The 23,144-nt window shown below is 72.6% G+C and carries 25 protein-coding genes; 13 read left to right on the forward strand and 12 right to left on the reverse strand.

Annotated elements, in window-relative coordinates; genetic code table 11:
- Nucleotides 1–185: 185 nt before the first annotated feature.
- The 3 genes from ACRYCC_RS15755 to ACRYCC_RS15765 are packed head-to-tail and all read left to right on the forward strand — an operon-like array spanning nt 186 to nt 3,393.
- Nucleotides 186–884 carry a TetR/AcrR family transcriptional regulator gene (locus tag ACRYCC_RS15755; RefSeq protein WP_433812687.1) on the forward strand — a complete coding sequence of 233 codons (699 nt, stop codon included), beginning with the start codon at nt 186–188 and terminating at the stop codon, nt 882–884.
- Nucleotides 881–1,801, forward strand: a complete 921-nt coding sequence (locus ACRYCC_RS15760) for an ABC transporter ATP-binding protein (protein ID WP_433812689.1) — start codon at nt 881–883, stop codon at nt 1,799–1,801. The genes ACRYCC_RS15755 and ACRYCC_RS15760 overlap by 4 nt, the downstream gene beginning before the upstream one ends.
- Nucleotides 1,798–3,393, forward strand: a complete 1,596-nt coding sequence (locus ACRYCC_RS15765) for an ABC transporter permease (protein ID WP_433812690.1) — start codon at nt 1,798–1,800, stop codon at nt 3,391–3,393. The genes ACRYCC_RS15760 and ACRYCC_RS15765 overlap by 4 nt, the downstream gene beginning before the upstream one ends.
- Before the next feature lie 13 nt (nt 3,394–3,406).
- Here ACRYCC_RS15765 and ACRYCC_RS15770 read toward each other — a convergent pair whose 3' ends face one another.
- Nucleotides 3,407–4,165 (reverse strand): thioesterase II family protein, encoded by a 759-nt coding sequence (locus ACRYCC_RS15770; protein ID WP_433812692.1) that lies wholly within the window; start codon nt 4,163–4,165, stop codon nt 3,407–3,409.
- 41 nt (nt 4,166–4,206) lie between these two features.
- Complete coding sequence (locus ACRYCC_RS15775) at nt 4,207–4,392, reverse strand: hypothetical protein (protein ID WP_433812694.1); 186 nt, start codon at nt 4,390–4,392, stop codon at nt 4,207–4,209.
- A gap of 116 nt (nt 4,393–4,508) precedes the next feature.
- On the opposite strand from ACRYCC_RS15775, the gene ACRYCC_RS15780 reads away from it, so the two are divergent.
- Nucleotides 4,509–5,309 (forward strand): alpha/beta fold hydrolase, encoded by an 801-nt coding sequence (locus ACRYCC_RS15780; protein WP_433812695.1) that lies wholly within the window; start codon nt 4,509–4,511, stop codon nt 5,307–5,309.
- A 14-nt stretch (nt 5,310–5,323) separates the two neighbouring features.
- Here ACRYCC_RS15780 and ACRYCC_RS15785 read toward each other — a convergent pair whose 3' ends face one another.
- The gene (locus tag ACRYCC_RS15785) at nt 5,324–6,058 is read right to left on the reverse strand and encodes a maleylpyruvate isomerase family mycothiol-dependent enzyme (RefSeq protein WP_433812697.1); all 735 of its coding nucleotides are present in this window, start codon (nt 6,056–6,058) and stop codon (nt 5,324–5,326) included.
- 171 nt (nt 6,059–6,229) lie between these two features.
- Between ACRYCC_RS15785 and ACRYCC_RS15790 the strand changes: the two genes are divergently transcribed.
- Nucleotides 6,230–6,841: a DUF4291 domain-containing protein gene (locus tag ACRYCC_RS15790; RefSeq protein ID WP_433812698.1), complete on the forward strand. Its 612-nt coding sequence runs from the start codon at nt 6,230–6,232 to the stop codon at nt 6,839–6,841.
- 134 nt (nt 6,842–6,975) lie between these two features.
- On the forward strand, nt 6,976–7,467 hold the full coding sequence (locus ACRYCC_RS15795) for a hypothetical protein (RefSeq protein ID WP_433812700.1): 492 nt from the start codon (nt 6,976–6,978) through the stop codon (nt 7,465–7,467).
- Nucleotides 7,468–7,532: 65 nt separating this feature from the next.
- Here ACRYCC_RS15795 and ACRYCC_RS15800 read toward each other — a convergent pair whose 3' ends face one another.
- Both ACRYCC_RS15800 and ACRYCC_RS15805 read right to left on the reverse strand, forming a co-directional pair.
- Nucleotides 7,533–8,627: a polyprenyl synthetase family protein gene (locus ACRYCC_RS15800; protein WP_433812701.1), complete on the reverse strand. Its 1,095-nt coding sequence runs from the start codon at nt 8,625–8,627 to the stop codon at nt 7,533–7,535.
- Entirely contained in the window at nt 8,624–9,445 is an 822-nt protein-coding gene (locus ACRYCC_RS15805; RefSeq protein ID WP_433812703.1) for an isopentenyl transferase family protein, read from the reverse strand. Before ACRYCC_RS15805 ends, ACRYCC_RS15800 begins: the two co-directional genes overlap by 4 nt.
- A gap of 275 nt (nt 9,446–9,720) precedes the next feature.
- Here ACRYCC_RS15805 and ACRYCC_RS15810 point away from each other — a divergent pair, with 275 nt between their 5' ends.
- Nucleotides 9,721–10,287, forward strand: coding sequence for an LOG family protein (locus ACRYCC_RS15810; RefSeq protein ID WP_433812705.1), 567 nt, complete (start codon nt 9,721–9,723; stop codon nt 10,285–10,287).
- Between the two features lie 33 nt (nt 10,288–10,320).
- Here the strand turns inward: ACRYCC_RS15810 and ACRYCC_RS15815 are convergent, their stop codons facing one another.
- Entirely contained in the window at nt 10,321–11,358 is a 1,038-nt protein-coding gene (locus ACRYCC_RS15815) for a zinc-dependent alcohol dehydrogenase family protein (RefSeq protein ID WP_433812706.1), read from the reverse strand.
- Nucleotides 11,359–11,600: 242 nt separating this feature from the next.
- Between ACRYCC_RS15815 and ACRYCC_RS15820 the strand changes: the two genes are divergently transcribed.
- The 3 genes from ACRYCC_RS15820 (at nt 11,601) to ACRYCC_RS15830 (ending at nt 13,869) form a co-directional block, all read left to right on the forward strand.
- Nucleotides 11,601–11,765: a hypothetical protein gene (locus ACRYCC_RS15820; protein ID WP_433812708.1), complete on the forward strand. Its 165-nt coding sequence runs from the start codon at nt 11,601–11,603 to the stop codon at nt 11,763–11,765.
- Nucleotides 11,766–11,915: 150 nt separating this feature from the next.
- Complete coding sequence (locus ACRYCC_RS15825) at nt 11,916–13,142, forward strand: pyridoxal phosphate-dependent aminotransferase (protein ID WP_433812710.1); 1,227 nt, start codon at nt 11,916–11,918, stop codon at nt 13,140–13,142.
- A gap of 79 nt (nt 13,143–13,221) precedes the next feature.
- A complete protein-coding gene (locus ACRYCC_RS15830; RefSeq protein ID WP_490885252.1) occupies nt 13,222–13,869 on the forward strand; it encodes a formylglycine-generating enzyme family protein in 648 nt (215 codons plus the stop codon).
- Nucleotides 13,870–13,960: 91 nt separating this feature from the next.
- Here the strand turns inward: ACRYCC_RS15830 and ACRYCC_RS15835 are convergent, their stop codons facing one another.
- Both ACRYCC_RS15835 and ACRYCC_RS15840 read right to left on the reverse strand, forming a co-directional pair.
- Nucleotides 13,961–14,806: an alpha/beta fold hydrolase gene (locus ACRYCC_RS15835; protein ID WP_433812713.1), complete on the reverse strand. Its 846-nt coding sequence runs from the start codon at nt 14,804–14,806 to the stop codon at nt 13,961–13,963.
- 91 nt (nt 14,807–14,897) lie between these two features.
- Nucleotides 14,898–15,635: an SDR family NAD(P)-dependent oxidoreductase gene (locus ACRYCC_RS15840; RefSeq protein WP_433812715.1), complete on the reverse strand. Its 738-nt coding sequence runs from the start codon at nt 15,633–15,635 to the stop codon at nt 14,898–14,900.
- A 115-nt stretch (nt 15,636–15,750) separates the two neighbouring features.
- On the opposite strand from ACRYCC_RS15840, the gene ACRYCC_RS15845 reads away from it, so the two are divergent.
- On the forward strand, nt 15,751–16,677 hold the full coding sequence (locus ACRYCC_RS15845; RefSeq protein WP_433812717.1) for a LysR family transcriptional regulator: 927 nt from the start codon (nt 15,751–15,753) through the stop codon (nt 16,675–16,677).
- Here ACRYCC_RS15845 and ACRYCC_RS15850 read toward each other — a convergent pair.
- Nucleotides 16,674–17,600: an alpha/beta fold hydrolase gene (locus ACRYCC_RS15850; RefSeq protein WP_433812718.1), complete on the reverse strand. Its 927-nt coding sequence runs from the start codon at nt 17,598–17,600 to the stop codon at nt 16,674–16,676. The two genes, ACRYCC_RS15845 and ACRYCC_RS15850, sit on opposite strands and share 4 nt — an antisense overlap.
- A gap of 127 nt (nt 17,601–17,727) precedes the next feature.
- Between ACRYCC_RS15850 and ACRYCC_RS15855 the strand changes: the two genes are divergently transcribed.
- The gene (locus tag ACRYCC_RS15855) at nt 17,728–19,767 is read left to right on the forward strand and encodes an AfsR/SARP family transcriptional regulator (protein WP_433812720.1); all 2,040 of its coding nucleotides are present in this window, start codon (nt 17,728–17,730) and stop codon (nt 19,765–19,767) included.
- A 67-nt stretch (nt 19,768–19,834) separates the two neighbouring features.
- Here ACRYCC_RS15855 and ACRYCC_RS15860 read toward each other — a convergent pair whose 3' ends face one another.
- The 3 genes from ACRYCC_RS15860 to ACRYCC_RS15870 form a co-directional block, all read right to left on the reverse strand.
- Entirely contained in the window at nt 19,835–19,963 is a 129-nt protein-coding gene (locus tag ACRYCC_RS15860; protein ID WP_433812722.1) for an MFS transporter small subunit, read from the reverse strand.
- On the reverse strand, nt 19,960–21,366 hold the full coding sequence (locus ACRYCC_RS15865; protein ID WP_433812724.1) for an L-lactate MFS transporter: 1,407 nt from the start codon (nt 21,364–21,366) through the stop codon (nt 19,960–19,962). Before ACRYCC_RS15865 ends, ACRYCC_RS15860 begins: the two co-directional genes overlap by 4 nt.
- A 127-nt stretch (nt 21,367–21,493) precedes the next feature.
- Nucleotides 21,494–22,078, reverse strand: coding sequence for a TetR/AcrR family transcriptional regulator (locus ACRYCC_RS15870; protein WP_433812726.1), 585 nt, complete (start codon nt 22,076–22,078; stop codon nt 21,494–21,496).
- A gap of 111 nt (nt 22,079–22,189) precedes the next feature.
- Here ACRYCC_RS15870 and ACRYCC_RS15875 point away from each other — a divergent pair, with 111 nt between their 5' ends.
- Nucleotides 22,190–23,089 carry an NmrA/HSCARG family protein gene (locus tag ACRYCC_RS15875; protein ID WP_433812728.1) on the forward strand — a complete coding sequence of 300 codons (900 nt, stop codon included), beginning with the start codon at nt 22,190–22,192 and terminating at the stop codon, nt 23,087–23,089.
- Nucleotides 23,090–23,144: the final 55 nt, after the last annotated feature.

A 23,144-nucleotide genomic window follows, 5' to 3' on the forward strand; every position in this document is an offset into this window, starting at 1 on the left:
CGTCGTTGTAGATGAGGGCGGCGAGCGAGATCGAGCCCGGTGTGAGGCTTGTGGGCTCGGCCGTGCGCGCCGTGAGTTCACTGTCACCTGCCGGCCGGGGAGGGCCTTGTACGCCACCACCCGTAGGTATAGCTTCTTGCCGTAGCAGGCAGTTTCCTACACGGCTGTGTAGCTCGGGAGGTCGAGTGTCCCGCCAGGCCGACGACCCGGCGTTCGAGGATCTGACCGCTCGCGCGCGGATCAGGGACGCGGCGTTGCGCCTGTTCGCGGACAAGGGCATCGACGGTGTGTCGGTGCGGGACATCGCCAAGGCGGCCGGTGTGTCGTCGGGGCTGATCCGGCACCATTTCGGGTCGAAGGAAGCGCTGCGGGACGCCTGTGACGGCTATGCCGTGGAGCGGCTCATGCGCATCGGCGAGCAGGTGGTCGCGGAGGGCCAGATGGCCGATCCGGGGTTCCTGCCCGCCGTCCATCCGACGACCCTGCTGCTCCATCGCTACCTCGGACGCTCGATGATCGACGGATCGCGGGCGGCCGCGGCGCGCTTCGATCGCCTCGTCGATCTCAGCGAGGAATGGCTGGCCCAGAACCAGCCGGGCACCTCGACGGACTTCCGGGCCTACGCGGCGGCGTTCGTCGGGATGCAGGTCGGCCTGCTGGTCATGTACGACCACGTGCACCGCGCGCTGGGGACCGACGTCACCAGCCGCGAAGGAAACCTGCGGATAAGCAGGGGAATGCTGGATCTGCACTCCAACGCTCTGATCACTCCCGAAGTGGCCGCTCAGGCACGGGCGGCGTACGACCGGCTGCAGGCGCAGCGAAGTCCTACCGCCGCACAACCGCGCTCCGCGGAGGATGCGGAAGAAGGAGCACAGCGATGACCGAGGCGATTCGCGTCGACGCTTTGGTGAAGACGTTCGGGCACGTGCGCGCGCTCGACGGGCTGGATCTCACGGTGCGCACCGGGGAGGCGCACGGCTTCCTCGGCCCCAACGGTGCCGGCAAGACCACCACCATCCGTGTCCTGCTCGGGCTGATGCGGGCCGACGGCGGCACCGTCTCCCTCCTGGGCGGTGACCCCTGGACCGAGGCGACCGAGCTGCACCGCCGCCTGGCGTACGTGCCCGGCGATGTGATGCTGTGGCCCAACCTCAGCGGCGGCGAGGTGATCGACCTGCTCGGCCGGCTGCGCGGCGGCCTGGACCGGCAGCGCCGCGCGGACCTGCTGGAGCGTTTCGCCCTGGACCCGCGCAAGAAGTGCCGGACCTACTCCAAGGGCAACCGGCAGAAGGTGGCGCTCATCGGCGCGCTGGCCTCCGACGTCGAGCTGCTGATCCTGGACGAACCCACCTCGGGCCTGGACCCCCTGATGGAGGAGGTCTTCCGCGAGGTCATCCGGGAGCAGCTCCAGAACGGGCGGACCGTGCTGCTGTCCAGCCACATCCTCGCCGAGGTCGAGGCGCTGTGCGAGCGGCTCACCATCATCCGCGAGGGCCGCACGGTGGAGACCGGCAGCCTCTCCGACCTGCGCCATCTGACCCGTACCTCCATCGACGCCGAGCTGGCGTCCGCGCCGGACGGGCTCGCCGCCATGCCCGGGGTGCACAACCTGCGGACCGACGACGGCCACGTCCGGTTCGCCGTCGACACCGACCAGCTCGACGCCGTGCTGCGCCGGCTCACCTCCGCGGGCGTGCGCAGCCTGGTCAGCCGGCCGCCCACGCTGGAGGAGCTGTTCCTGCGGCACTACGAGTCGGCCCCCGCGGCCGACCAGAGCCCGGCGGAGGCGGCGCGATGAACACCCTGACGGGCACCGGCAGGCTCATCCGTCTCATCCTGCGGCGGGACCGGTGGCTGCTGCCGCTGTGGCTGCTGCTCGCCCTCTTCCCGGTCACCGCCGTCAGCTCCCTCGACGGGCTCTACCCGACGGCCGCCGAGCTGCGGGGCTTCGCCGCCGACATGGAGAGCAACTCGGCGCTCATGGTGCTCTACGGCCGCCTGTACGGCTCGAGCCTTGGTGAACTGGCCACCTGGCGGTCAGGCGCCATCCCGGTGTTCTTCGCGCTGGCCACCGTCCTCTTCGTCATCCGGCACACCCGGGTCGAAGAGGAGAGCGGACGCCGCGAACTGGTGAGCGCGGCCGTGATCGGCCGGCACGCGGCCCTGATGGCGGTGCTGGTCGTGACGTTCCTGGTCGGCCTCGTCGCCATGGTGATCGTCGCGGTGACCGTGTCGGGTCAGGGCCTGTCCGCGGGCGGGGCGTGGGCGCAGGGCGCGCAGTGGGTCGTCGTGGGAATCGTCTTCGGCGCGGTCGGGGGAGTGGCGGCACAGCTCACCACCAGCGCCATGAGTGCACGCGGGATCGCCCTCGCGGTCGTCGGCGCGGCCTTCGCGCTGCGGGGCGTCGGTGACGTCAGCGGCCAGCAGGGCGGCGGGCTGTCGTGGGTGTCGTGGCTGTCGCCGTTCGGCTGGGCGAACCAGATCCGGCCCTTTGCCGGCGACCGCTGGTGGGTGCTCGTGCCGGCCGTCGCCTTCACCGCCGTGCTCGTCGCGGCGGCCGTCGCGTTGTCCGGCCGCCGGGACCTCGGCGCGGGCCTGCTGCCGGACCGTCCCGGCCCGGCCGCCGCGGCACCGGCCCTGCGGTCGCCGCTGGGCCTTGCCTGGCGCCTCCAGCGGAACGCGCAGATCAGCTGGCTCGTCGGGTTCGCCCTAGCCGGTTTCCTGTACGGCGGCCTCGCCAAGACCGTCGAGGAGGGGCTGGCGGACAACCCGAGCCCTGGCCTGGAGAAGGCCCTCGCCCAGCTGGGAGGCACCGGCGGGCTGGTCGACGCCTGGCTCGGCAGCATGATGAGCCTCATGGGGATCGTCGCCGCGGCGTACGCGATCCAGGGCGTCCTCCGGCTGCGTTCCGAGGAGAGCGGCCTGCGGGCCGAGTCCGTCCTGGCCACCGGGGCCGGCCGGCTGCAGTGGGCGGCCAGCCATCTGATCTTCGCGGTCCTGGGACCGGTCGTCATGCTGCTCACGGGCGCCCTGACGGCGGGGCTGGCCGGCGGCGACGTCGGCGAGCAGGTTCCCCGCCTGCTGGGTGCCGCGGCGGTTCAGCTGCCCGCGGTCTGGGTGCTGGTCGCGATAGGGGTCGCGTTGTTCGGGCACTTCCCGCGCTACGCGTCGGCGGGCTGGGGGGCGCTCGGCCTCTTCGTGGTGCTGGGGCAGGTCGGCGCGCTCCTGGAGCTCAGCCAGTGGTTGCTGGACGTCTCGCCCTTCACCCATATTCCGAAACTGCCCGGCGGCGCGATCTCGGTCACCCCGCTGGTCACGCTGGTGGTCATCGCGATCGCCCTCGCCGGCGTGGGGCTGGCCGGGCTCCGCCGCCGCGACATCCCCGCGTGACGCCGCGCACCGGCTAGCGCACGGCGGCCAGGTCGTCGCGGAGCGTCTGGATGATCTCCTTGCTGCGGTCGATGAGGTAGAAATGGCCGCCGGGGAAGACGCGCAGGTCGAACGGGCCGGTGGTGTGGTCGGCCCAGGACTTGGCCTCGTCGATCGTCACCTGGGGGTCCTGGTCGCCGACGTAGGCGACGACCGGGCAGCTCAGCGACCGGCCGGGCACCGGGCGGTAGGTCTCGATGGCGCGGTAGTCGTTCCGGATGGCCGGCAGGATCATCTCGACGGTCTCCGGGTCGCCGAGCAGGTCCGACTGGGTGCCGCTGAGCCGGCGCAGCTCGGCGATGATGCCCTGGTCGTCCTGCTGGTGCACGAGCGTCGTGCGGTGACGTGAGGGTGCCCGCCGTCCGGACACCACCAGCCGGACCAGTGGGGCCGCGCCGTCCTGTTCCAGCCGCAGTGCCACCTCGTAGGCGAGCACGGCCCCCATGCTGTGCCCGAAGAACGCCAGCGGGCGCTCGTCCAGACGGCGGACCGCGTGGAAGATCGCGTCCGCCAGATCGGGGATGTTGTCGATGTTGCCCTCGGCGCGGCGGTCCTGCCGGCCCGGGTACTGGACCGCGCCGACCCCGACGGCCGGCGACAACTGGGCGGAGACCGGAAAGTAGAAACTCGCCGAGCCGCCGGCGTGCGGAAAGCACAGGAGGCGTACGGCGCCGTCCGCCGCCTGGTGGTAGTGCCGGATCCACGTTTCGGTGTCGGGGGAGCGCTGTGTCATCGCGCTGTCACATCCTCTTCGGGAGGACCACGCTCCCGGGCTCAGGGAGCGATGGTCGCCAGTGCCCAGCGGAGCATGAGGGCATCGGTCGTCGGGGCCGTGGTGGACAGGGCGAGATCGTGGCCGGTGTCCGGGATGGTCGTGACGGTGAGGCGTGCCTCCGGCAGATAGTACTGCGCCTCGAAGGCCCGCACGGTGCTCGCGTCCTTGGCGGCCGCGTCGCGCATGCGCTTGACTTAACGCGGGAGATGCCGGCCCGCATCCACGCCGACCTCGCTACATGCCTGGCGTACGAACTGCGGTCGCTCGTCCGCTTCATACCGGACCTGTTCGAGGAGCTCGGATGAACCGTGTGGTGTCGAAAGACGGCACGTCGATCGCGTACGAGCGCGCCGGCACCGGTCCGGCGGTCATCCTGGTGGGCGGGGGCCTCGACGACGGCTCGGAGAACGCGGCGCTCGTGCCTGAGCTGGCGCGGAATTTCCGCGTGTACAACTACGCCCGCCGCGGCCGGGGCGGCAGCGGCGACACCCTCCCGTACGCGGTGGAACGCGAGCTCGAAGACATCGACGCGCTGATCGGCGAGGCCGGTGGGGCGGCACACCTGTTCGGCGCCTCGTCGGGTGGCGCCCTCGCACTGGAGGCGGCCGCCGCCGGACTCGCCATCGGCAGGCTCGCGGTGTACGAGGTCCCGTACATGGGCGACGACGCGGCGGTACGGCTCTGGTCGCAGTACGTCGCCCGGCTGACGGCGGTGCTCGCCGACGGCCGCCGGGCGGACGCGATCGAACTCTTCATGCGGCTGGCGGGCTCACCCGACGAGGCCATCGCCGGAGCGCGGGACTCGTCGTTCTGGCCAGCTCTCGAGGCGCTCGCACCCACGCTCGCCTACGACGCGGCCTGTCTGGGAGACGGGCGGCCACCGGCCGCCCGGCTCGCGACCATCACGCAGCCGACGCTGGTCGCGACCGGCGGGCTGCCTGATCCGCACATGGGAGGTCTGCGGACCGGCTTCTTCGACAGCGCCGCGGACGCGATCGCGGCGTCGGTCCCGAAGGCCGAACGGCGGATCATCGAAGGCCAGTCGCACGTTGCCGATCCGGAGGTGTTCGCGTCCGTGCTCGGACGGCACTTCGCGGGCTGACCGGAATGCGGCGCTCAGGAGGCGTAGTTGCGGAGCACGGCGAGCGCCTGGAGCCCGTGCGGTCCGGTCGCCTTCAGCGCCGAGCCGGCGGGGGTGAGCCGGCGGGCGCCGACGCGGCAGAAGTCGGCGGCGGGGCCCGTGACGGTGGACGGCGCGGCGGGGTCGCCGAAGTGCCAGAGGTCGCCGCCGGGTGAGGTGAGCTCACAGCGGACGGGGCCGCCCTCGAGGCCCTCGACGGCGAAGGCGTACGGCAGGGTGCGGTGGCCGAGCCAGGCGATGTGGCGCAGGCGGGCGGTGTCGGGGTACGGGATGCCGAGAGGGACGGTGATGTCGGAGGCGTGGGCCCAGTGCTCGGCCAGGCGGGTGGTGGCGAGGGTCGCCGGGGACAGGGGGGCGGCCACCCACGACAGACGGGTGCCGTGGGGGACGGCGCGCAGGGCGGCGGGGGTGGCGAAGGCGGCCGTGCGCCAGCGGGCCAGGAGGTCGGCGGGAGTGATGTCGCGCTGGGCGGCCACGAGCTCGTCCGCCACGGCGTCGACGTCGCCGGGGGGCCTGCGGGCGAACAGGGCGTCGTCGCCCGCGACCGAGGCGGCGGCGAGCTCCTCGGTCTGGGCCAGGTGGAGGACCACATCGGAGACGGTCCAGCCTCCGGCCGCCGAGGGGTGGGACCACTGGGCGGGGGTGAGGGCGGCGAGGACGGCGTCCAGCTGCTCGTACTCGGCCATGAGGTCGTCGAAGATATCCGTCACGCGACGACGCTACCGAACGGTATTCGGTTGGACAACACCTTGGGACGGTTCGGTTGCGCACGGCGTGTCATCGGGTTTCGCCTGCGCCACCGGACCCCCGCTCGGCCGATCACGGGGATGCGGTCCGGAAAATGCCTCGCCGGCATCGGGGCGGCTCGCGATGATGGCGGGATGAACGTTCCGTACCGGCAGATTCGTGCCGCGCACGATGACTCGACGATCACGGTGTACCAGGCGTACGGACCGGAGATCGGACGCCCCGCCGCCGAGTCCGGACGATTTCCGGAGGCCTTCAAGCGTGACCGGATGACGTGGATCAAGCCGTCGTTCCTGTGGATGATGTACCGGTGCGGCTGGGCCGCCAAGCCCGGCCAGGAGCACGTCCTGGCCATCCGCCTGGACCGTGCCGGTTTCGAATGGGCCCTGCGCCACAGCTGCCTGAGCCACTACGACCGGAACGTCCACGCTGACCGGGACGCCTGGCTGGAGACCCGGCACCTGCCCGTACGGCTCCAGTGGGATCCCGAGCGCGACCTGCGTCTGCAGCCGCTCCCGTACCGGTCGCTGCAGATCGGGCTGTCCGGCGAGGCCGTCCGCCGCTACCTCACCGACTGGATCGTCGGCATCGACGACCTCACCGCCCACGTCCGGACGGTTCACGACCTCGTCGGCGCCGGGCGACTGGACGAGGCGCGGGGACTGCTGCCCGCCGAGGCTCCGTATCCGCTGCGGCCGGAGCTCGCCGCCCGGATCGGCTCCGCCACTCCGGCCGAGACCGCCTGAGCGGACGCGGCTCGGCCCGGGCTCTGCGACGTCAGAGCGCTGAGCAGGTCATAAGCGACGCAAGGGGCCGCTCTTGACCTGGCCGCACGATCTGTGAAAGGACGGTTCCTCACCCCCCGTTCCCGGAGGTCAACGTGGGATCTTCCGATGTCCCCCCAGCGCCGCCCCAGGCGAAGCCCGCCCTGTTCGCCGGCGGAGTGGGACTCCTCGCGATGGCCGCTTCCTGCGTCATCATGACCGGTCATCCGCAGGTGGGCGCGACCGCGTTCGTCCTCGGTGCGGGGTTCCTCATGATCGTCGTCAACCTGTACCTCTCCCGGCTGGCCAGAGCCGCCGTCGCGGACGTCGTCGCGGCCGCCCGCGAGGACGTGACCGCGGCGAGGAGGCTGAAGGAGGAACTGCAGGCGAGCGTGCAGAGCGTGGAGGTCATGAAGGCCGCGGTCAACCGGCGGTGGCTCGAGGCGCAGGCGGATCTCGACCGGCTGCACCAGGTCATGGAGAGGGACCTGCCCGAACGCCTGGCGGACGAGCTGAAGCCGCTGCTCGACGACATGAGGGCCAGGCGGGAGCGGGACGCCGAAGACGCCGGGGACGGTACGCGGCGCCGCGACTCCTGGCTGAACTAGTGCCGCAGCAGGCAAGTTCCGCCCTGTCTTGATCGTGTGGTCCGCATCGGGCCACGCAGCGGTGGTCAGAGGGTGCCGAGCATGACCGACTGATTGGCTCCGCGGAGGCCGAGGAGCGCGCTGACCTCGATCAGCTCCGCTTGCTTTTCGCAGGGCAGCTGAAGGTCGCCGAGGCGGGCCATCGCCGCGCGGTAGCGGCTCCGGGCTTCGCGCTCGGCGGCGTGTCGTCCGCCGGCGGCGTCGATGAGGTCCGCGGCCAGACGGAGCCGGTCCTCGTCGTGGAGCGGCCCGGACAACACGTGCGCGAGGTCGCGGGCCGCCTCGGTGCCGGTGGCGAGCGCGGCGATGATGGGAAGGCTCTTCTTGCCCTGCCGCAGGTCGTTGAAACCGCTCCCCGGAGGACCGGGCGGGCCCCAGATGTCGAGGAGGTCGTCGAGGGCCTGGGAGGCCAGACCGAGGTCGTGGCCGGCCTGGACCAGTCCAGAGACGACACCCGGGTCCGCGCCGTGGAGCACGGCTCCCAGCGACAGGGCGCATTCGAACAACGCGGCGGCCTTCTGCTCCGCCATCGCCCGGTATTCGGGCAGCGTCACGCTGCGCGGCCCGCTCCAGGGGCGCTGTTCGAAGGAGAGGTCGCGGGCCTGGCCTATGGCGACCCGGCTCAGGGTGTCCTGCAGGTGCCACATGGCGTTGTGTCCGTGCGGCCGGTTCCGCGCCAGGGTCTCCAGCGCGAGATTGCGCATGGCGTCGGCGCCCAGAAGCACCGGCCCGACTCCGAAGCAGCGCCAGGCCGAGGCGCGTTCCCGCCGTTGCTCGTCATTGTCGATGATGTCGTCCTGCAGCTGCGTGAAGTCCTTGGCGAGTTCCATGGCGACGGCGCAGGACAGGGTCTGCGGGGTGGACGCGCCGACCGCCTCGGCGGCCAGGGCGGTCAGCACCAGGGCGACCGTACGGCCGCCGCGATCACCTTCACCCGGCGCTCCCGCGGCGTCGTTCCAGCCCAGGTGATAGCCGACGATCCGGCCGAGAAGGTCGTCGTGCTCGCCGATCTTGTCGACCGCCTCGCGCAGCGCGGGGAAGACCCTGCCGCGCACCCGCTCGAGTATCGGGTGCGACTCACCACAGAGGCCGGCGGCCGGCTCCGGCTTCGTCACGGTCATGACCTCACCTCATGGGGAGTCTCGTGGGGAACCTCATGGGGAATTTCATAGGAAACACCGCCGTGCCGGGAGTACGTGTTCCGGCCGGGCTCTCCGCTTGTCCCTTCGGACCGCGCGCGTATGGTGTTCACCATTCGGCAGCACCGATCGCGGCCCTGCCCCAGCGGCCGGACACCGGCGGCCCTGAAGGCGCCGGCCTGGCGATCGGTGTAGGACAGTGAGCGTTCCACCAGCTCGTCCACGATGCCGGCCAGAGCCGCTCCGGTCACGCGCGCGAGCTCGTCCGGTCCGCTGCCCTGCCGCTCGCACCATTCGGCCAGGACGTCGAAACCGGCGATCGACCTGACGAAGTCACGCTGCCCGGCGTGTGCCCAGGCCCGCTGGAACTCCGCCAATAGTCCTCTGTCGAGAGCGTGCAGAATCCGGCGGCGGGCGTGGTCGCCGGAATCGGCGCGGGCCGGCAGCACGTCGGCGTGCAACTCGAAGCCGAGGCGTGGCAGATCGCGGAACAGCATCGTCAGCAGCGAGACGGACCCGCCCTCGAGTATCACCGTTCGATGGCGATCAGCGAGGCCGCCCAGGATGCGCCGCAGTCTCGAGTACGCCTGGTGGGCGGTCAGGTCTCCCTCGGGAATCGTCCGGTCGTCCAGGTAGACGCGACGGTGATCGGGAGAGGGCCTGCTGCTCACCACGGGTATGTCGCGGAAGCACTGGATCCGGTCCGCCACGACCACCGGGACGCCCAGAGCGTGTGCCGCCGCGGTCGCGAGCGACGTCTTGCCGGCACCTGTGACGCCGAGCACCGCGTGCACTCTCACCACGTCACCTGCCATTGCCGAAAGACGATCCAGCTCAAGTGGTTCTCCCTTGTCGTGGCCGGGCCCCGATCGACATGCAGGATTCATCATCAATTGAATCCTAGGCCGCCGTGCGCGGCCTGCAAGCACAAATAATTGCGATGCCGAACCATGAGAATCTGCTATGGCGGTGGTACAGAAATGCACGCCTCTTCTCGGATACGTTCTCGTGAAATGACCTGTAAGAACGGTTTTCCCCTGGCCGGTTCGCGGGGGCTGAGACGACTGGATCGCCGATGAGCCTTTCCGTGTGCGTGTTCTGCACCTCCAGCAGCCAGATCGACCCCGCGTATCTGAGACTGGCCGAGGAGGTCGGTACCGAACTCGCCCGCCGCGGCTGTTCCCTGGTGAGCGGCGGCGCCGTGCTCTCCTGCATGGGGGCCGTGGCCCAGGCGGCCAGGACGGCGGGTGCGCGCACCGTCGGCGTCATCCCCGAGGTGATGGTCCACGTCGAGATCGCCGATCTCGACAACGACGAACTGGTCGTCACCTCCGACATGCGCTCGCGCAAGGCGGAGATGGAACGAAGGGCCGACGCCTTCCTGGTGCTCCCCGGTGGGCTCGGCACCCTCGAGGAGCTCACCGAGATCTGGACCGCCCGCTCATTGGGGCTGGTCGACAAGCCACTGGTCGTCCTCGACCCCTACGGCTTCTACGACCGGCTCCGCGCCTTCGTCGACCACCTGGTCGACAAGGGCTTCGCGAGCGCGGCGATGCGCGACGCCATCGGCTGGACCACCTCGGTCACCGAGGCCTTCGACGTCCTGCAGCACGCCGAACGACGCGACCTCGCCAAGGCGTGAGGTCACCCGGCGGCGGGGGACCCGGCGCCGCCGTTACGGGATGATCACTGTCATTCCCGCGGTGCCGGGCTGGTCCATCGCGGCCAGTGCCGGAGCGGCCGCGTCGAGCGGGATCGTCCGGCCGACCAGGAGGTCGGGCCGCAGGGTTCTGTCGGCAACCTGGGCCACCATCGCGGGATAGTCGTGGGCGGCCATTCCGCGGCTGCCCACGAGGAGCAGTTCATGGGCGATCACCCGGTCCATCGGGATCGGAGGGCGCGCGTCCTCGCCGGTCATCAGGCCGACCTGTACGTGCCGCCCGTGCTTGCGCAGGCTCGCGATGGAGTTCAGGCAGGTGGCAGCGCTGCCGAGAGCGTCGAGAGACAGGTGGGCCCCGCCGGCGGCGGCCTCGCGCACGGCGAGTGGGACGTCCGCCGACCTCGCGTCGACCGTCGCCTCGGCCCCGAACCGTCTCGCCGCCTCCAGCGCGGCGGGGGAGACGTCCACGGCCACGACCCGGGCCCCGTACGCGGCGGCGATCATGATCGCGGACAGGCCGACACCACCGCAGCCGTGGACGGCGACCCATTCGCCCGGCGCGAGCCGGCCCTGGGCCGTCACGGCGCGGAAGGCCGTGGCGAAGCGGCAGCCGAGACTCGCCGCGGCCACCATGCTCACCTCCGGCGGCACCCGGACCAGGTTGACATCGGCATTCGCCACCGCGACCCGCTCGGCGAACGATCCCCAATGGGTGAACCCGGGCTGGAACTCGTCGTCGCAGATCTGGTGGTCGCCGGCCAGGCACTGCGGGCAACACCCGCAGGCGCACACGAACGGCACGGTGACCCGGTCCCCGGCCCGCCAGCCGCGCACGTCCGTGCCGACCTGCTCCACCGTGCCCGCGAACTCGTGGCCGGGCACGTGCGGAAGCCTGCTGATCGCGGGATCGTGCCCCATCCAGCCGTGCCAGTCACTACGGCACAGGCCGGTGGCCTCCACCCGGATGACCGCCCCGTGCGGCGGGCAGGCCGGGTCGGCCACCTCGCGCAGGACCGGCGGCCGGCGGAACTTGTGGTAGATGACGGCTTTCATGGATTTCCCTCGATCCCGACTCTGCGCCCCGGGCCGCGGACCTGCGCGAACGACGGCACCGGCGCTTCACCTCTCCCTCGTGATCCTCCCTCACCACCGAAGCGGAACGATGCGCCGGGGCCGGGAGCCGGGCGTCCTGACCTGCTGCGGTCCTCGCGAGATTGCTCCTGGTCACCATGCTCGTCGCCCGGACGATAGTGAGTGCAAACCGACAACCAAGATCCCTTTAGGGGGAGTTTCATATGCCTGACAGCAACGAATCCACCACGCCCGAGCCCGAACAGCCCGGGTCGGACATTCGGAAGATGCAGGAGACCACCAGGGCCCTGCTGGAGGCCGGCCTCGATGCGGGCCTGCCCGCCACGGAGGCTCTGGACATCTCCCGGCCGCGGAACTGGAGCAACTAGCTCCTGACGCGGCTCCAACGATCCGGGCCCCGGCACGCTTGTGCCCGGGGCCCGGACTCTTCTCCCGACGGCCTGTCCGGGGCGTGAGCCGAGGGCGGCCCACGCCGGGATTCACTTGTGACGGCACCGGAGCCGGGAAACCATGACGGTATGCCCGACGTCTCGGTCTCTCCCACCCTTGCCGCCAACGAGGCCGTACTCCGCCGCCGCCAGGCCGGACTGCCCGTCCTGCCGCTGGGTTTCGGCGAGGCCGGGCTTCCCGTCCATCCGGCGTTGACCGCGGCGCTGTCCGCCGCCGCGGGCCGGGGAGGGTACGGACCCGTCGCGGGGCTGCCCGCACTGCGCGCGGCGGCGGCCGGTTACTGGCGGCGCCGAGGTCTGGACACCGATCCGGAGCTGGTCGTCTGCGGACCGGGCAGCAAGCCCCTGTTGTACGCGCTGCTCCTGGCGATCGGCGGCCGGGTGGCGCTCCCGCGTCCCTCGTGGGTGAGCTACGCCGCGCAGGCGCGGCTCACCGGCGGCCCGCCGGTGCTGCTGCCCACGTTGCCGGGCCAGGGCGGCGTGCCGGACCCGTCGCTGCTCGCCGGGGCCGCGCGCTCGTCCGGCGTCCGGGCCGTCGTGGTGACCATCCCCGACAACCCGACCGGCACGCTGCCGCACCGGGAGACCGTGCGGCGGCTGTGCGCCGTCGCACGGGAACACGACCTGCTCGTCATCTCCGACGAGATCTACCGGGACCTCGTGCACGATCCCGGCGTCGCCGTCCCCTCGCCCGCCGAGTACGCGCCCGAGCGCACCATCGTGACCACCGGGCTGTCCAAGAACCTGGCGCTCGGAGGATGGCGCCTCGGCGTGGCGCGGATCCCCGGCGCGGCGCTGCGAGCCCAGGTCACCGGGATCGCCAGCGAGATCTGGTCGAGTCCTCCGGTGCCCGTCCAGCACGCCGCCGCCTTCGCGTTCACCGAACCCGATGAGCTGACCGTGCACATCGCCCGGAGCCGCGACCTGCACGCGGCCGTGGCGGGCGCCGCCGCGGCCCGCTTCACCGGGGCGGGGGCTTCGCTCGCCCCGCCACGAGCCGCCTTCTACCTGTACCCGGACCTGTCGCCGCTGGGGGCGGGGCGTACGGACGCCGAGGCCGCCGCCCTGCTGCTCGACCGGCACGGGGTGGTGGTACTGCCGGGCAGCGCCTTCGGGGAGCCGGCCGGGGCGATGCGGGTCCGCGTCGCGACCAGCCTGCTGTACGGCGACAGCGAGGCGATGCGCTGGACCGCGCTGACATCGCCGGATCCCCTCGCGCTGCCGTGGATCGCGAAGGCGCTCGACCTGCTCTCCGAGGCGCTCGAGGATCTCCGGGCCCGGCTCGGCGCCACCTGACGACCGGCGCCGCGTACCCCGGCCGGCCCGTAGCCTGAACCGTGTGCACCCCTTGACCGACGACCCGATGGCCTTTTCGATGGTTCCTGTCCCCGGTGGGGCCGTGGACCTTCGAGACGACCGGCTCGGCACCCGCTGGCGGGCCGAGATCGCTCCCTTCCTGCTCGGCCGGTATCCCGTCACGGCGGACCTCCACCGTGCCGCCACGGGAGCCGATCCCGATCCCGCCGTGCGCGGCGCCGCGCCGGTGACGAACGTCAGCTGGCTCGACGCGATCGACGTGTGCAACCGGGTCTCGGCCCGGTCCGGACTGGGCCAGGCCTACTCCCGCGACGCACGGACCGGGGAAGTGATCTGCGACTGGTCGTCCGGCGGCTATCGGCTGCCGACCGAGGCGGAGTGGCAGTACGCCTGCAAGGCGGGTACCACCGGCTACCGGTACGGGGAGATCGACGACATCGCCTGGCACGCGGGCAACTCCGGGGGCGGGGTCCGCGACGTCGGCGGCAAGGCGCCCAACCCCTGGGGGCTGCACGACATGCTGGGCAACGTGTGGGAGTGGTGCTGGGACCTCTACGACGAGGAGGTCTACGGCTCCTATCGCATCTTCCGCGGCGGAAGCTGGGCCGAGCCGGTGCGGGGCTGCGGAGCATCCGTGCGCCGCCGCAGTCACCCCACGTTCGCCATCGACGACCTCGGTCTCCGGCTCGCCCGCACCATGACCTGAGGTCCGATCGGCCTCGGCCGGCCTGCGGCCGCCCGGGCACGGGCCGCCGCGGCGCGCTCACGTGCCGAGGGCGTGCCGCCGGCGTGGCGGATCACGGCGCGGTGTGCCGCAGCAGTGCGGGCACGACGACGTCCCACGTCGTGCGCGGCGGGACCTCGTGGCCCACCCCGTCGAGCAGGAGCAGCCGGGCGCCGGTGATCTCGCGCGCCAGCGCGACCGCGTGCCCGGGCGGGAAGAACGGGTCCTCGGCGCCGTGGATGACGAGTGTCGGCGCGGTCACCTCGCCCAGCCGGGGCCGCGTGTCCTGGCCTCCCTCGAGGAGCCAGTGGTTCTTCACGCTCGACTCCGGGTTGACCGTGCGGGCGACGACCCGGCGGGCCACCTCGCGCACGTGGGCCTCGTCGAAGGAGTCCGGGCCGGAGAACGGACGCTGCTCCTCCACGAGGTACTCGACGACCGCCTGCTCGTCGGCCCAGTCCGGCTCGGGCGCCGGGTCGGCGAGCGCCGCCCTGAGCCGGTCCGCCATCGGGGGCAGATCGCTCGCCGGGCCGGGGCTGGTCGACATCAGCGTCAGCGTCGAGACCCGGCCGGCGTGCTCGACCGCGAGGTACTGCGCGATGCCGCCGCCCATCGACAGTCCCACCACGTGGGCGCGGCCGCCCGCGAGCACGTCGATCAGGCCCGCCGCGTCATCGGCCAGATCGGGGCCGCCGTAGCCGGGCGCGCCCGGCGGATGGCTCACCGAGCGGCCGGTGTCGCGGTGGTCGTACCGGATGACGAACCGGCCGCCCGCGGCCAGGCGCCGGCAGAACTCGGCGTCCCACCAGTCCATCGACGCGGCGGCCCCGGAGATGAGCAGGATCGCCGGCGCTCCGGGCTCGCCGAAGGTCTCGGCGCACAGGTCCACCCCGTTGACGCGCACCATCACCTCGGTCATGGCGCTCGACTCTACGACACCCGCGCGGCGGCCGGCAGGGGCGTCAACGCCCCCCGCCCGGGCCATAGGCGGGGGGCGTCGGGATGGTGCGTCAGGACCTGCCGGTCACGTGACCGCCGTCCACGCGCAGGGAGTGGCCGGTGACGAACGCCGCTCCCGCGAGGTACAGCACCGCGTCGGCGATCTCGGAGACCTCGCCGACCCGGTTCAGCAGCGCGATGCCGCCGAGGGAGTCGACCTCGGTCCCCGCGTGCAGCGGGGTCCTGACCACGCCGGGCGCGACCAGGTTGACCCGGATGCCCTCGGCCGCGAGCTCGGCGGCCAGGCTCGTGGTCAGCGCGTGCACGCCGCCCTTGCTGGCCACCGCCGCGGAGGCGGGGAAGCCCGCCAGCGCGTGGTCCACGAGGACCGTGCCGATGTTGACGATGCTGCCGCCGCGGCCCTGCGCGCGCAGCCGGCGTACGACGGCCTGGGTGGTGAGGTAGGTGCCCTTGAGGTTGCCGGCCAGGAATCCGTCCAGCTCCTCCTCGGTGACCTCGGTGAACGGCTTGGCGGCGAAGGTGCCGGCGTTGTTGACCAGGACGTCGACGGCCCCGAAGCGCTCGACCGCCGTACGGACCAGTGCCTCTCCGGTCTCCGCGGCGCCGATGCTCCCCGGCACCTGGGCGATCCGCTCGGGGTGGCCGAGCCCGGCGGCGGCCTTGGCGAGCCGGTCGGCGTCCCGGCCGTTGAGGACGACGTTGCCGCCCTGAGCCAGGAAGGCCCGGGCGATGTCCAGGCCGATGCCGCTGGAGGAGCCGGTGATGATCGCGGTGGTGGTATCGGACATGCGGATGTCTCCGTTGCTGGTCGTGGGTGGTTCGTCGAGGTCCGACACCAGCAGCGTAGGAACGATCGGCCCATAACACCACGACGAAGTTTGGAGCATTGGATAAGCTGAACTTATGGATCTGGACTTGCGTGACCTGGAGCTGCTGGACGCCACGGCCGAAGCCGGCTCCCTCACCGCGGCCGCCGAGCGCCTCTACGTCAGCCAGCCGGCGCTGAGCCAGCGCCTCACCAGGCTGGAGGACCGGCTGGGCATGAGGCTCTTCGACCGGCAGGGCCGCCGGCTGGTGCCGAACGCGGCCGGCCGGCGGATGCTGGTGGCCGCCCGTCAGATCCTGGCCGAGCTGCAGTCGGCGGCCCGCGATCTCAAGGACATGCGGGACGGGCGCGACAGCCGGGTGCGCTTCAGCGCGCAGTGCAGCACCACCTTCCCCTGGCTGCCCCCGGTCATCCGCGCGTTCCGCGAGCATCAGCCGGACGCCGAGGTACGGATCGAGTCCGTCCCCGACGACGCGCCCATCCCGGCCCTGCTGGCCGACCAGGTGGACGTCGCCCTGGTCACCAAGCCCGACCGGCAGATGGACCTGGTCAGCCTGACCCGCCTGTTCGAGGACGAGATGGTGGCCGTGGTGCCGGCCCGGCACGCCTGGGCCTCCCGCGCCCACCTCACCGCCAGGGACTTCACCGACGCCCACCTCATCCTCTACGACATCTACGACCAGAACCGGATCCCCTCCGTACCGCTGCCGATCCCGCACGAGGCCCGCCCCGCCCGGATCACCCTCATGCCCGTCATCACCGATCTGGTGATCGAGATGGTGGCCGGCGGCCAGGGCGCGACCGTCCTGCCCAACTGGGTGGCCGCGCCGTACGCCGCCTCCCACGACCTGGCGCTGGTCCGCATCGGCGCCAAGCCGCTGACCAGGACCTGGTACTGCGCCACCCGTCCCGGCCCGCGGCCGCCCCACATCGCCGCCTTCGCCGACGAGCTCGTCGACCAGCTCCGGAAACAGCCGGACGCCTGGCGCCCCTTCGGCGACTAGCGCGGTGACGGGAGCGCCGTGGCGTTCTCCGCGGCCTTGCCGGTCCGGCGGGTGAGCAGGTCCCGCAGGGCCTCGGCGATGTCGGCGGGGGCCTCTTCGGCCATGAAGTGGCCACAGGTGACGGTGTCGTGCCGCAGGTCGGCCGCCCAGGTGCGCCAGAGCGCCGCCGCGTCGAAGCCGAGGGCGGCGCCCCAGTCCTGCTGGAGCACGGTGACCGGCATCCGCAGCCGGGTGCCGGCGTCCCGGTCGGCCCGGTCGTGGTCGACGTCGATGCCGGCGGAGGCGCGGTAGTCGGCCACGATCGAGGGCACCGCGTCGCGGCACGCGTCGAGGTAGGCGGCACGCACGTCGGCGGGGATCGCCCGCGGGTCGTTGGCCCAGATGTCGAGGAAGTGCCCGAAGAAGGCGTCCGCACTGGCGGCGATCATCTGCTCGGGCAGGCCGGGGGCCTGGGCCATCAGGTAGAGGTGGAAGCCGACGGCGGCGCCGGTGCCGTGCATCACCTCCCACATGTCCAGGGTCGGCAGCACGTCCAGGCAGGCCAGGTGGGTGATCGCCTCCGGATGATCGAGTGCGGCGCGGAAGGCGACCAGGGCGCCGCGGTCGTGCCCGGCGAGCGCGAAGCGCTCATGGCCCAGCGCGCCGGCCAGGGCGATGACGTCGGCGGCCATGGTGCGCTTGGCGTAGGTGGTGCCGTCGGTCTCGGCGGGCTTGTCGCTGGCGCCGTAGCCGCGCAGGTCGGGGCAGATCACGGTGTGGTCGGCCGCGAGGTCGGCGGCGACGTGCCGCCACATCAGGTGGGTCTGCGGGAAGCCGTGCAGCAGCACGATCGGAGTGCCCGACCCCGCGACGGCCGCGTGCAGGGACACGCCCCCGGCGACGGGGACGCGCAGGTGGTCGAAGCCGGCGATGGCAGGCGTCATCGTTCCGCCCTTTCGGTAGGTGATTCGGTAGGTGACCAGGTGCCTTCAGCCTGCCGGGCGCGAATGAGCATCCGGTCAGCGCGCTACCGTGGCCGAGGGGAGGGCCCCGGGGAAGGGGTGGTCGGCGGTGCAGGTCTGGTTCGGGGTGCTGGGGCCGGTGGAGGCCTGGGACGGCGCCGGGGGCACGATCGCGCTGAGAGGGCCGCGGCACCGCGCGGTGCTGGCCCGGCTGATCATCGCCCGCCGCCGGGTCGTCCCGGTCACCCGCCTGGTCGAGGACCTGTGGGACGATCCACCGCCGGGTGCGGTGGGCGCGGTGCGCACCTTCGTGGCGGCGCTGCGCCGCGCCCTGGAGCCGGAGCGTCCGCCGCGCACCCCGGCCCGGCTGCTGGTCACCGAAGGGCCGGGGTACGCGCTGCGCGCCGAGCCGGGCGCGGTCGACGCCTGGCGTTTCGAGCAGGCGGTGGCCGCCGCCGCGACGCTGCCCCCCGAGGACGTGCTCGCGCGGCTGGAGGAGGCGCTGGGGTGGTGGCGCGGGCCCGCCTACGCCGGATTCGCGGAGGAGCCCTGGGCCCGTGCGGAGCGCTCCCGCCTGGCGGAGCTGCGGCTGCAGGCGGTGGAGCGCCGGGCCGAGGCCCGGCTGGCCCTCGGCCTGGCCGCCGAGGCGGTGCCGGATCTGGACGCGCATGTGACCGAGCACCCCTGGCGCGAGGACGCCTGGCGCCTGCTCGCGCTCGCGCTGTACCGCGCCGGCCGTCAGGGTGATGCGCTCGCGGTCCTGCGGCGGGCGCGAACGCTCCTGGTCGACCAGCTGGGCGTGGATCCGGGCCCGGGACTGCGTCGCCTGGAGACCGACATCCTTCACCAGGCCCCTCACCTCGAACCCGCGCCCGGGCCGCCCGGGCCGCCCGGGGAAGGTGGACCGGCTGGGCCGGGCGGGGCGGCGGCCCGGGTATGGGCGCAGACGGCCGCCGCCTACGACCGCACCGTGACAGCCGGCGCCCGGGCCCGCCTGGAGTCGACGGTGGGCCTGCTGCGCAACCTCGCGGTGACCGGGGGCGGCGGCCTGGAGGCGGCCCGCCGGCACCGCGTGGCGGCCATCGCGGCGGCCGAGGAACTGGGCGACGCGGAGCTGACCGCCCGCGTGATCGGCGCGTACGACGTCCCGGCGATCTGGACCCGCTCGGACGACCCGCGGCAGGCGGCACAGATCGTGGCCGCGGCCGAACGCACCCTGGCCGCCCTCCCGCCCGGCGTGCACGAGGCGGCGCGGGCCCGCCTGCTGGCCACGATCGCCCTGGAGTCGCGCGGCACCCGTGCGGGCCGCGGGCCGCAGGCCGCCCGGCGGGCAGAGCGGATCGCCCGCCGCCTGGACGATCCCGCGCTGCTGGCGTTCGCCCTCAACGGCGTGTTCATGCAGACCTTCCAGCGTGCGGGTCTGGCCCCGCGCCGGGACGAGATCGGCGCCGAGCTGGTCGCCCTGTCCGCCCGGCACGGCCTGGTCACCTTCGAGGTGCTCGGGCACCTCATCCGCCTGCAGGCCCGCAGCGCGCTCGCGGACCTCACCGGAGCCGACGGGCATGCGATCGCCGTGGACCGCCTGGCCGAGCGCCACGAACTGCCGCTGGCGGGCGTGTTCACCCAGTGGTACCGCGCGCTGCGGCTCGCCGTGACGGAGCGGGCGCCGGTGGCCGAGGTGGAGGCGGCCTACCGGGACGCCGCCGCGCGGCTGGACGATGCCGGCATGCCCGGACTGCAGCACGGGCTGCTGCCGCTCGCGCTGCTGTGCCTGCGCCTGCGGCACGGGCTGCCCGCCACCGCCGGCGAGCGCACCGACTGGGGGCCCTACGAGCCGTGGACCCGCCCCCTGGTGCTGCTGGCCGGGGAACGCCGTGGCGAGGCCGCGGCGGCGCTGCGAAGGGTCCCGGACCCGCCCCGCGACCTGCTGTTCGAGGCGCTGTGGTGCCTCGCCGCGCGGGCGGCCATCGCCGTCGGCGACCGGGAGACGATGCGGCGCGCCCACACGGAGCTGACCCCCGCTGCGGCGGAGCTGGCCGGAGCGGGCAGCGGCCTGCTCACCCTGGGGCCGGTTTCCCGGCACCTCGCCGGCCTCGCGGCCGCCCTCGCGGACCACGACGCCGCGGTCCGCCCCAGCCGGGCGCGGTGAGCACGAGCCGCCCGTACCGCCGGCGGCGGCCCGCCCGGCGCGGGCGGCGGCCGCCGACGGGCTCGGCTCAGCCGGTGAACAGCTGGGTGACCTTGCGGACGAGCTCGTAGACGCCGTAGGCGAAGGGCAGCCCCACCCACGCCCAGGCCACCACCATCAGCAGGGTGTGCGGTGACCGGTGCTGTCCGGTGGTCACTGTCCCTCTCCCTTCCCCGCCGCCGGCGGGGTCCGCAGCGCGGGCTCCAGGTCCTCCCGTGCCGCCGGAGGCTCGTGGTGTCTGGAGTGCACAGGCCGTACGAGTTCGTTGGCGAGGAAGCCCACCGCCAGCAGGCTGATCATGATGTACATCGAGGTGGTGTAGAGCGCGGGACCGGTCTTCCCGGCCTTCTCCTGCGCGTCGGCGATCCCATTGATGATCAGTGGCCCCAGCACGCCCGCCAGGGACCAGGCGGTCAGCAGCCGCCCGTGGATCGCGCCGACCTGGTAGGTGCCGAAGAGGTCCTTCAGGTAGGCGGGGATCGTGGCGAAGCCACCGCCGTAGAACGACAGGATGACCATCGCGCACGCGATGAACAGCGGCTTGGAGGTGTCCTTGTTCAGCGCGATGGTCAGGTAGAGCAGCGCGCCCGCACCGAGGTAGACGCGGTACATGTTCTTACGGCCGATGACGTCCGAGGTGGACGACCACGTGATCCGGCCCAGCATGTTGCACAGGGACAGCAGGGCGACGAACCCCGCGGCGGAGCCGGTGGCCACGGGCGCGGAGGTGTTGGCGAAGAAGCTCTTGATCATCGGCGCGGCCTTTTCGAGGATGCCGATGCCCGCGGTCACGTTCATGCACAGCACCACCCACAGGCACCAGAACTGCGGGGTGCGTATCGCGCTGCGCGCCGAGACGTTCGCGGTGGTGACCAGCCGCTGGTCGGAGACCGCCTCCGGGGACCACCCGGCCGGGCGCCAGCCGGGGGCGGGCACCCGCACCAGCAGGACGCCGAACGACATGAAGACCGCGTACACCACTCCGTGGGTCAGGAAGGTCCGGGCGATGCCGCCCGTGTCGGTGCCGAACGCCGACAGCATCTCGGTCGACCAGGGGGAGGCGATGAGCGCTCCGCCGCCGAAGCCCATGATGGCGATGCCGGTCGCCATGCCGGGGCGGTCGGGGAACCATTTGATGAGCGTGGACACCGGCGAGATGTAGCCGATGCCGAGTCCGATGCCGCCGACGAAGCCGTAGCCGAGGACGACGAGCCAGTAATGCTGGAGCGCCATGCCGAGCGCGGAGATCAGGAATCCCGAGGAGAAGCAGGTCATCGAGACGAACATCGCCCAGCGCGGGCCCTTGCGCTCGACCATGGTGCCGCCGAAGGCGGCCGACAGCCCGAGCATCACGATGGCGATCTGGAACGGCAGCGCGCTGGCCTTCCCCGACAGGTCCATCGAGGTCTCGATCGGCGGCTTGAACACGCTCCACGCGTACGCCTGGCCGATCGCGAGGTGGATGGAGAGCGCCGCCGGCGGGATCAGCCAGCGGCTCCACGAGGGCGGCGCCACGGTCCGGGACCGGTCGAGAAAGCTTCGCAGGCCAACGAAAGCCACGCCGGCCACCTCCGGAAATGGGATCAACCGCGCCGGTATGCGTATTAAACGCCTTTAACGGACAAGGTGGAAGAAGCCGCTTGGAGCGCGGCGAAGTGCGTGGTCGAGGCGGGAGGCGGGTGGGTCGTCACGGAGCCGATCTCGGCCCGGAACTCTTCGCCGTCAGGCCCTCGGCGACCAGGGTGAGCAGCCGGTCGGCCGGGCGGGAGGTCTGTTCGGCGGCCCAGGCGACCCCGGCGGCGAGGGTGAACATCTCCGTGACGGTGAGGTCGGAGCGCAGCTCGCCGGCCTCCTGGGCCCGGTGCAGCAGCCGGCCACCCGCATCCCGCATGGCCTTGCACGCCGAGTACAGCTCAGAGTTCTCATCGCGCAACGCGGAGAGCACGGACTCGGGCAGCCCCCGGTAGGCGGTGGAGCCGGTGGAGAACTCGCGGAGCCAGGCGGCCAGTGCGTCCCCGGCACGGGGTTCGGCGAGCAGTTCTTCGGCTCGCGCGCGCAGCCTGTCGAAGCCGTCCCGTATCAGCGCCTCGAGCAGCGCCTCACGGGTGGGGAAGTGCCGGTACAGCGTCCCGATCCCGACCCCGGCCCGCCGCGCGACGTCCCGCAACGAGGCCTCGGTGCCCTGCTCGGCGAAGGCGCCGCGGGCCGCGGTCAGCAGCCGGTCGTAGTTGCGCCGGGCGTCCGCGCGCAGGCCCGGTTCCGCTGTGCCCATCCGTATGCCCCCTCGGCATTGCAAAACGGAGCGGTGCTCCGTATGCTTTCGGAGCAGTGCTCCGGTAATCGACCTGAGCCTACCTCACGATCATTGCTCACAGGAGGCGACATGACGACGGAAGATCGTGTGATCCTCGTGATCGGCGCGACCGGCCTGCAGGGCGGTGCCACGGCAGCCAGGCTGCTGGCGGACGGCTGGCGGGTGCGGGCGCTCACCCGCAGCCCGTCCGGCCCGGCGGCCCTGGCGCTCGCGCGGGCCGGCGCCGAGGTGGTCGGTGGCGACCTGGACGACCGCGCCTCCCTGGACGCCGCCGTACGGGGTGCGTACGGCGTCTTCAGCGTCCAGGCGGCCGGCGGATTCACCCCGGGATTCGGCGCCGGGGACGAGGTGCGGCAGGGCCGCGCGGTGGCCGACGCCGCCCAGGCGGCGGGAGTGCGGCACCTGGTCTACACCTCGGTCGGCGGCGCCGACCGGGGCACCGGCATCCCCTCGTGGGAGAGCAAGTGGGAGATCGAGCGGCACATCCGGGCGATCGGCCTGCCCGCCACGGTGCTGCGCCCGGTGATGTTCATGGAGAACCCCGCGAGCCGGCGCGGCGGGGTGCGACCCGACGGCACGCTGGCGCACATCTTCGCGCCCGACCGGCCGGTACAGCTCATCGCGGTCGACGACATCGGCGTCTTCGCCGCGCTGGCCTTCGCCGACCCCGGCGGCTACCTCGGCACCTCGATCGAACTCGCCGGGGACGTGCTGACCTTCCCGGAGATCGCCGCGGCGATCGGTGCCGCGATCGGCCGCGTGGTCACCTACCGGCAGTTGCCCGCCGAGGCCCTCCTCGGCCCCGGCGACGCTCGCGTGACCGGGACCAAGAAGATCTTCAACGGGTCCGCGCCGGTCTGGCAGGCCGACATCGCGGAGCTGCGCACGCGTCATCCGGGGCTGCTCGACTTCGGCACCTGGCTGAGCGTCACGGGCAAGTCCCTCATCGAGGCCCACCTCGCCGGCTGACCCTTCCGGATCGGCCCGTGCGGCATCCGCCCCCGGCCCCGGCGGGAGGACGGAT

Source organism: Actinomadura scrupuli (assembly GCF_050971785.1).
Taxonomy (GTDB): Bacteria; Actinomycetota; Actinomycetes; order Streptosporangiales; family Streptosporangiaceae; genus Actinomadura_E; species Actinomadura_E scrupuli.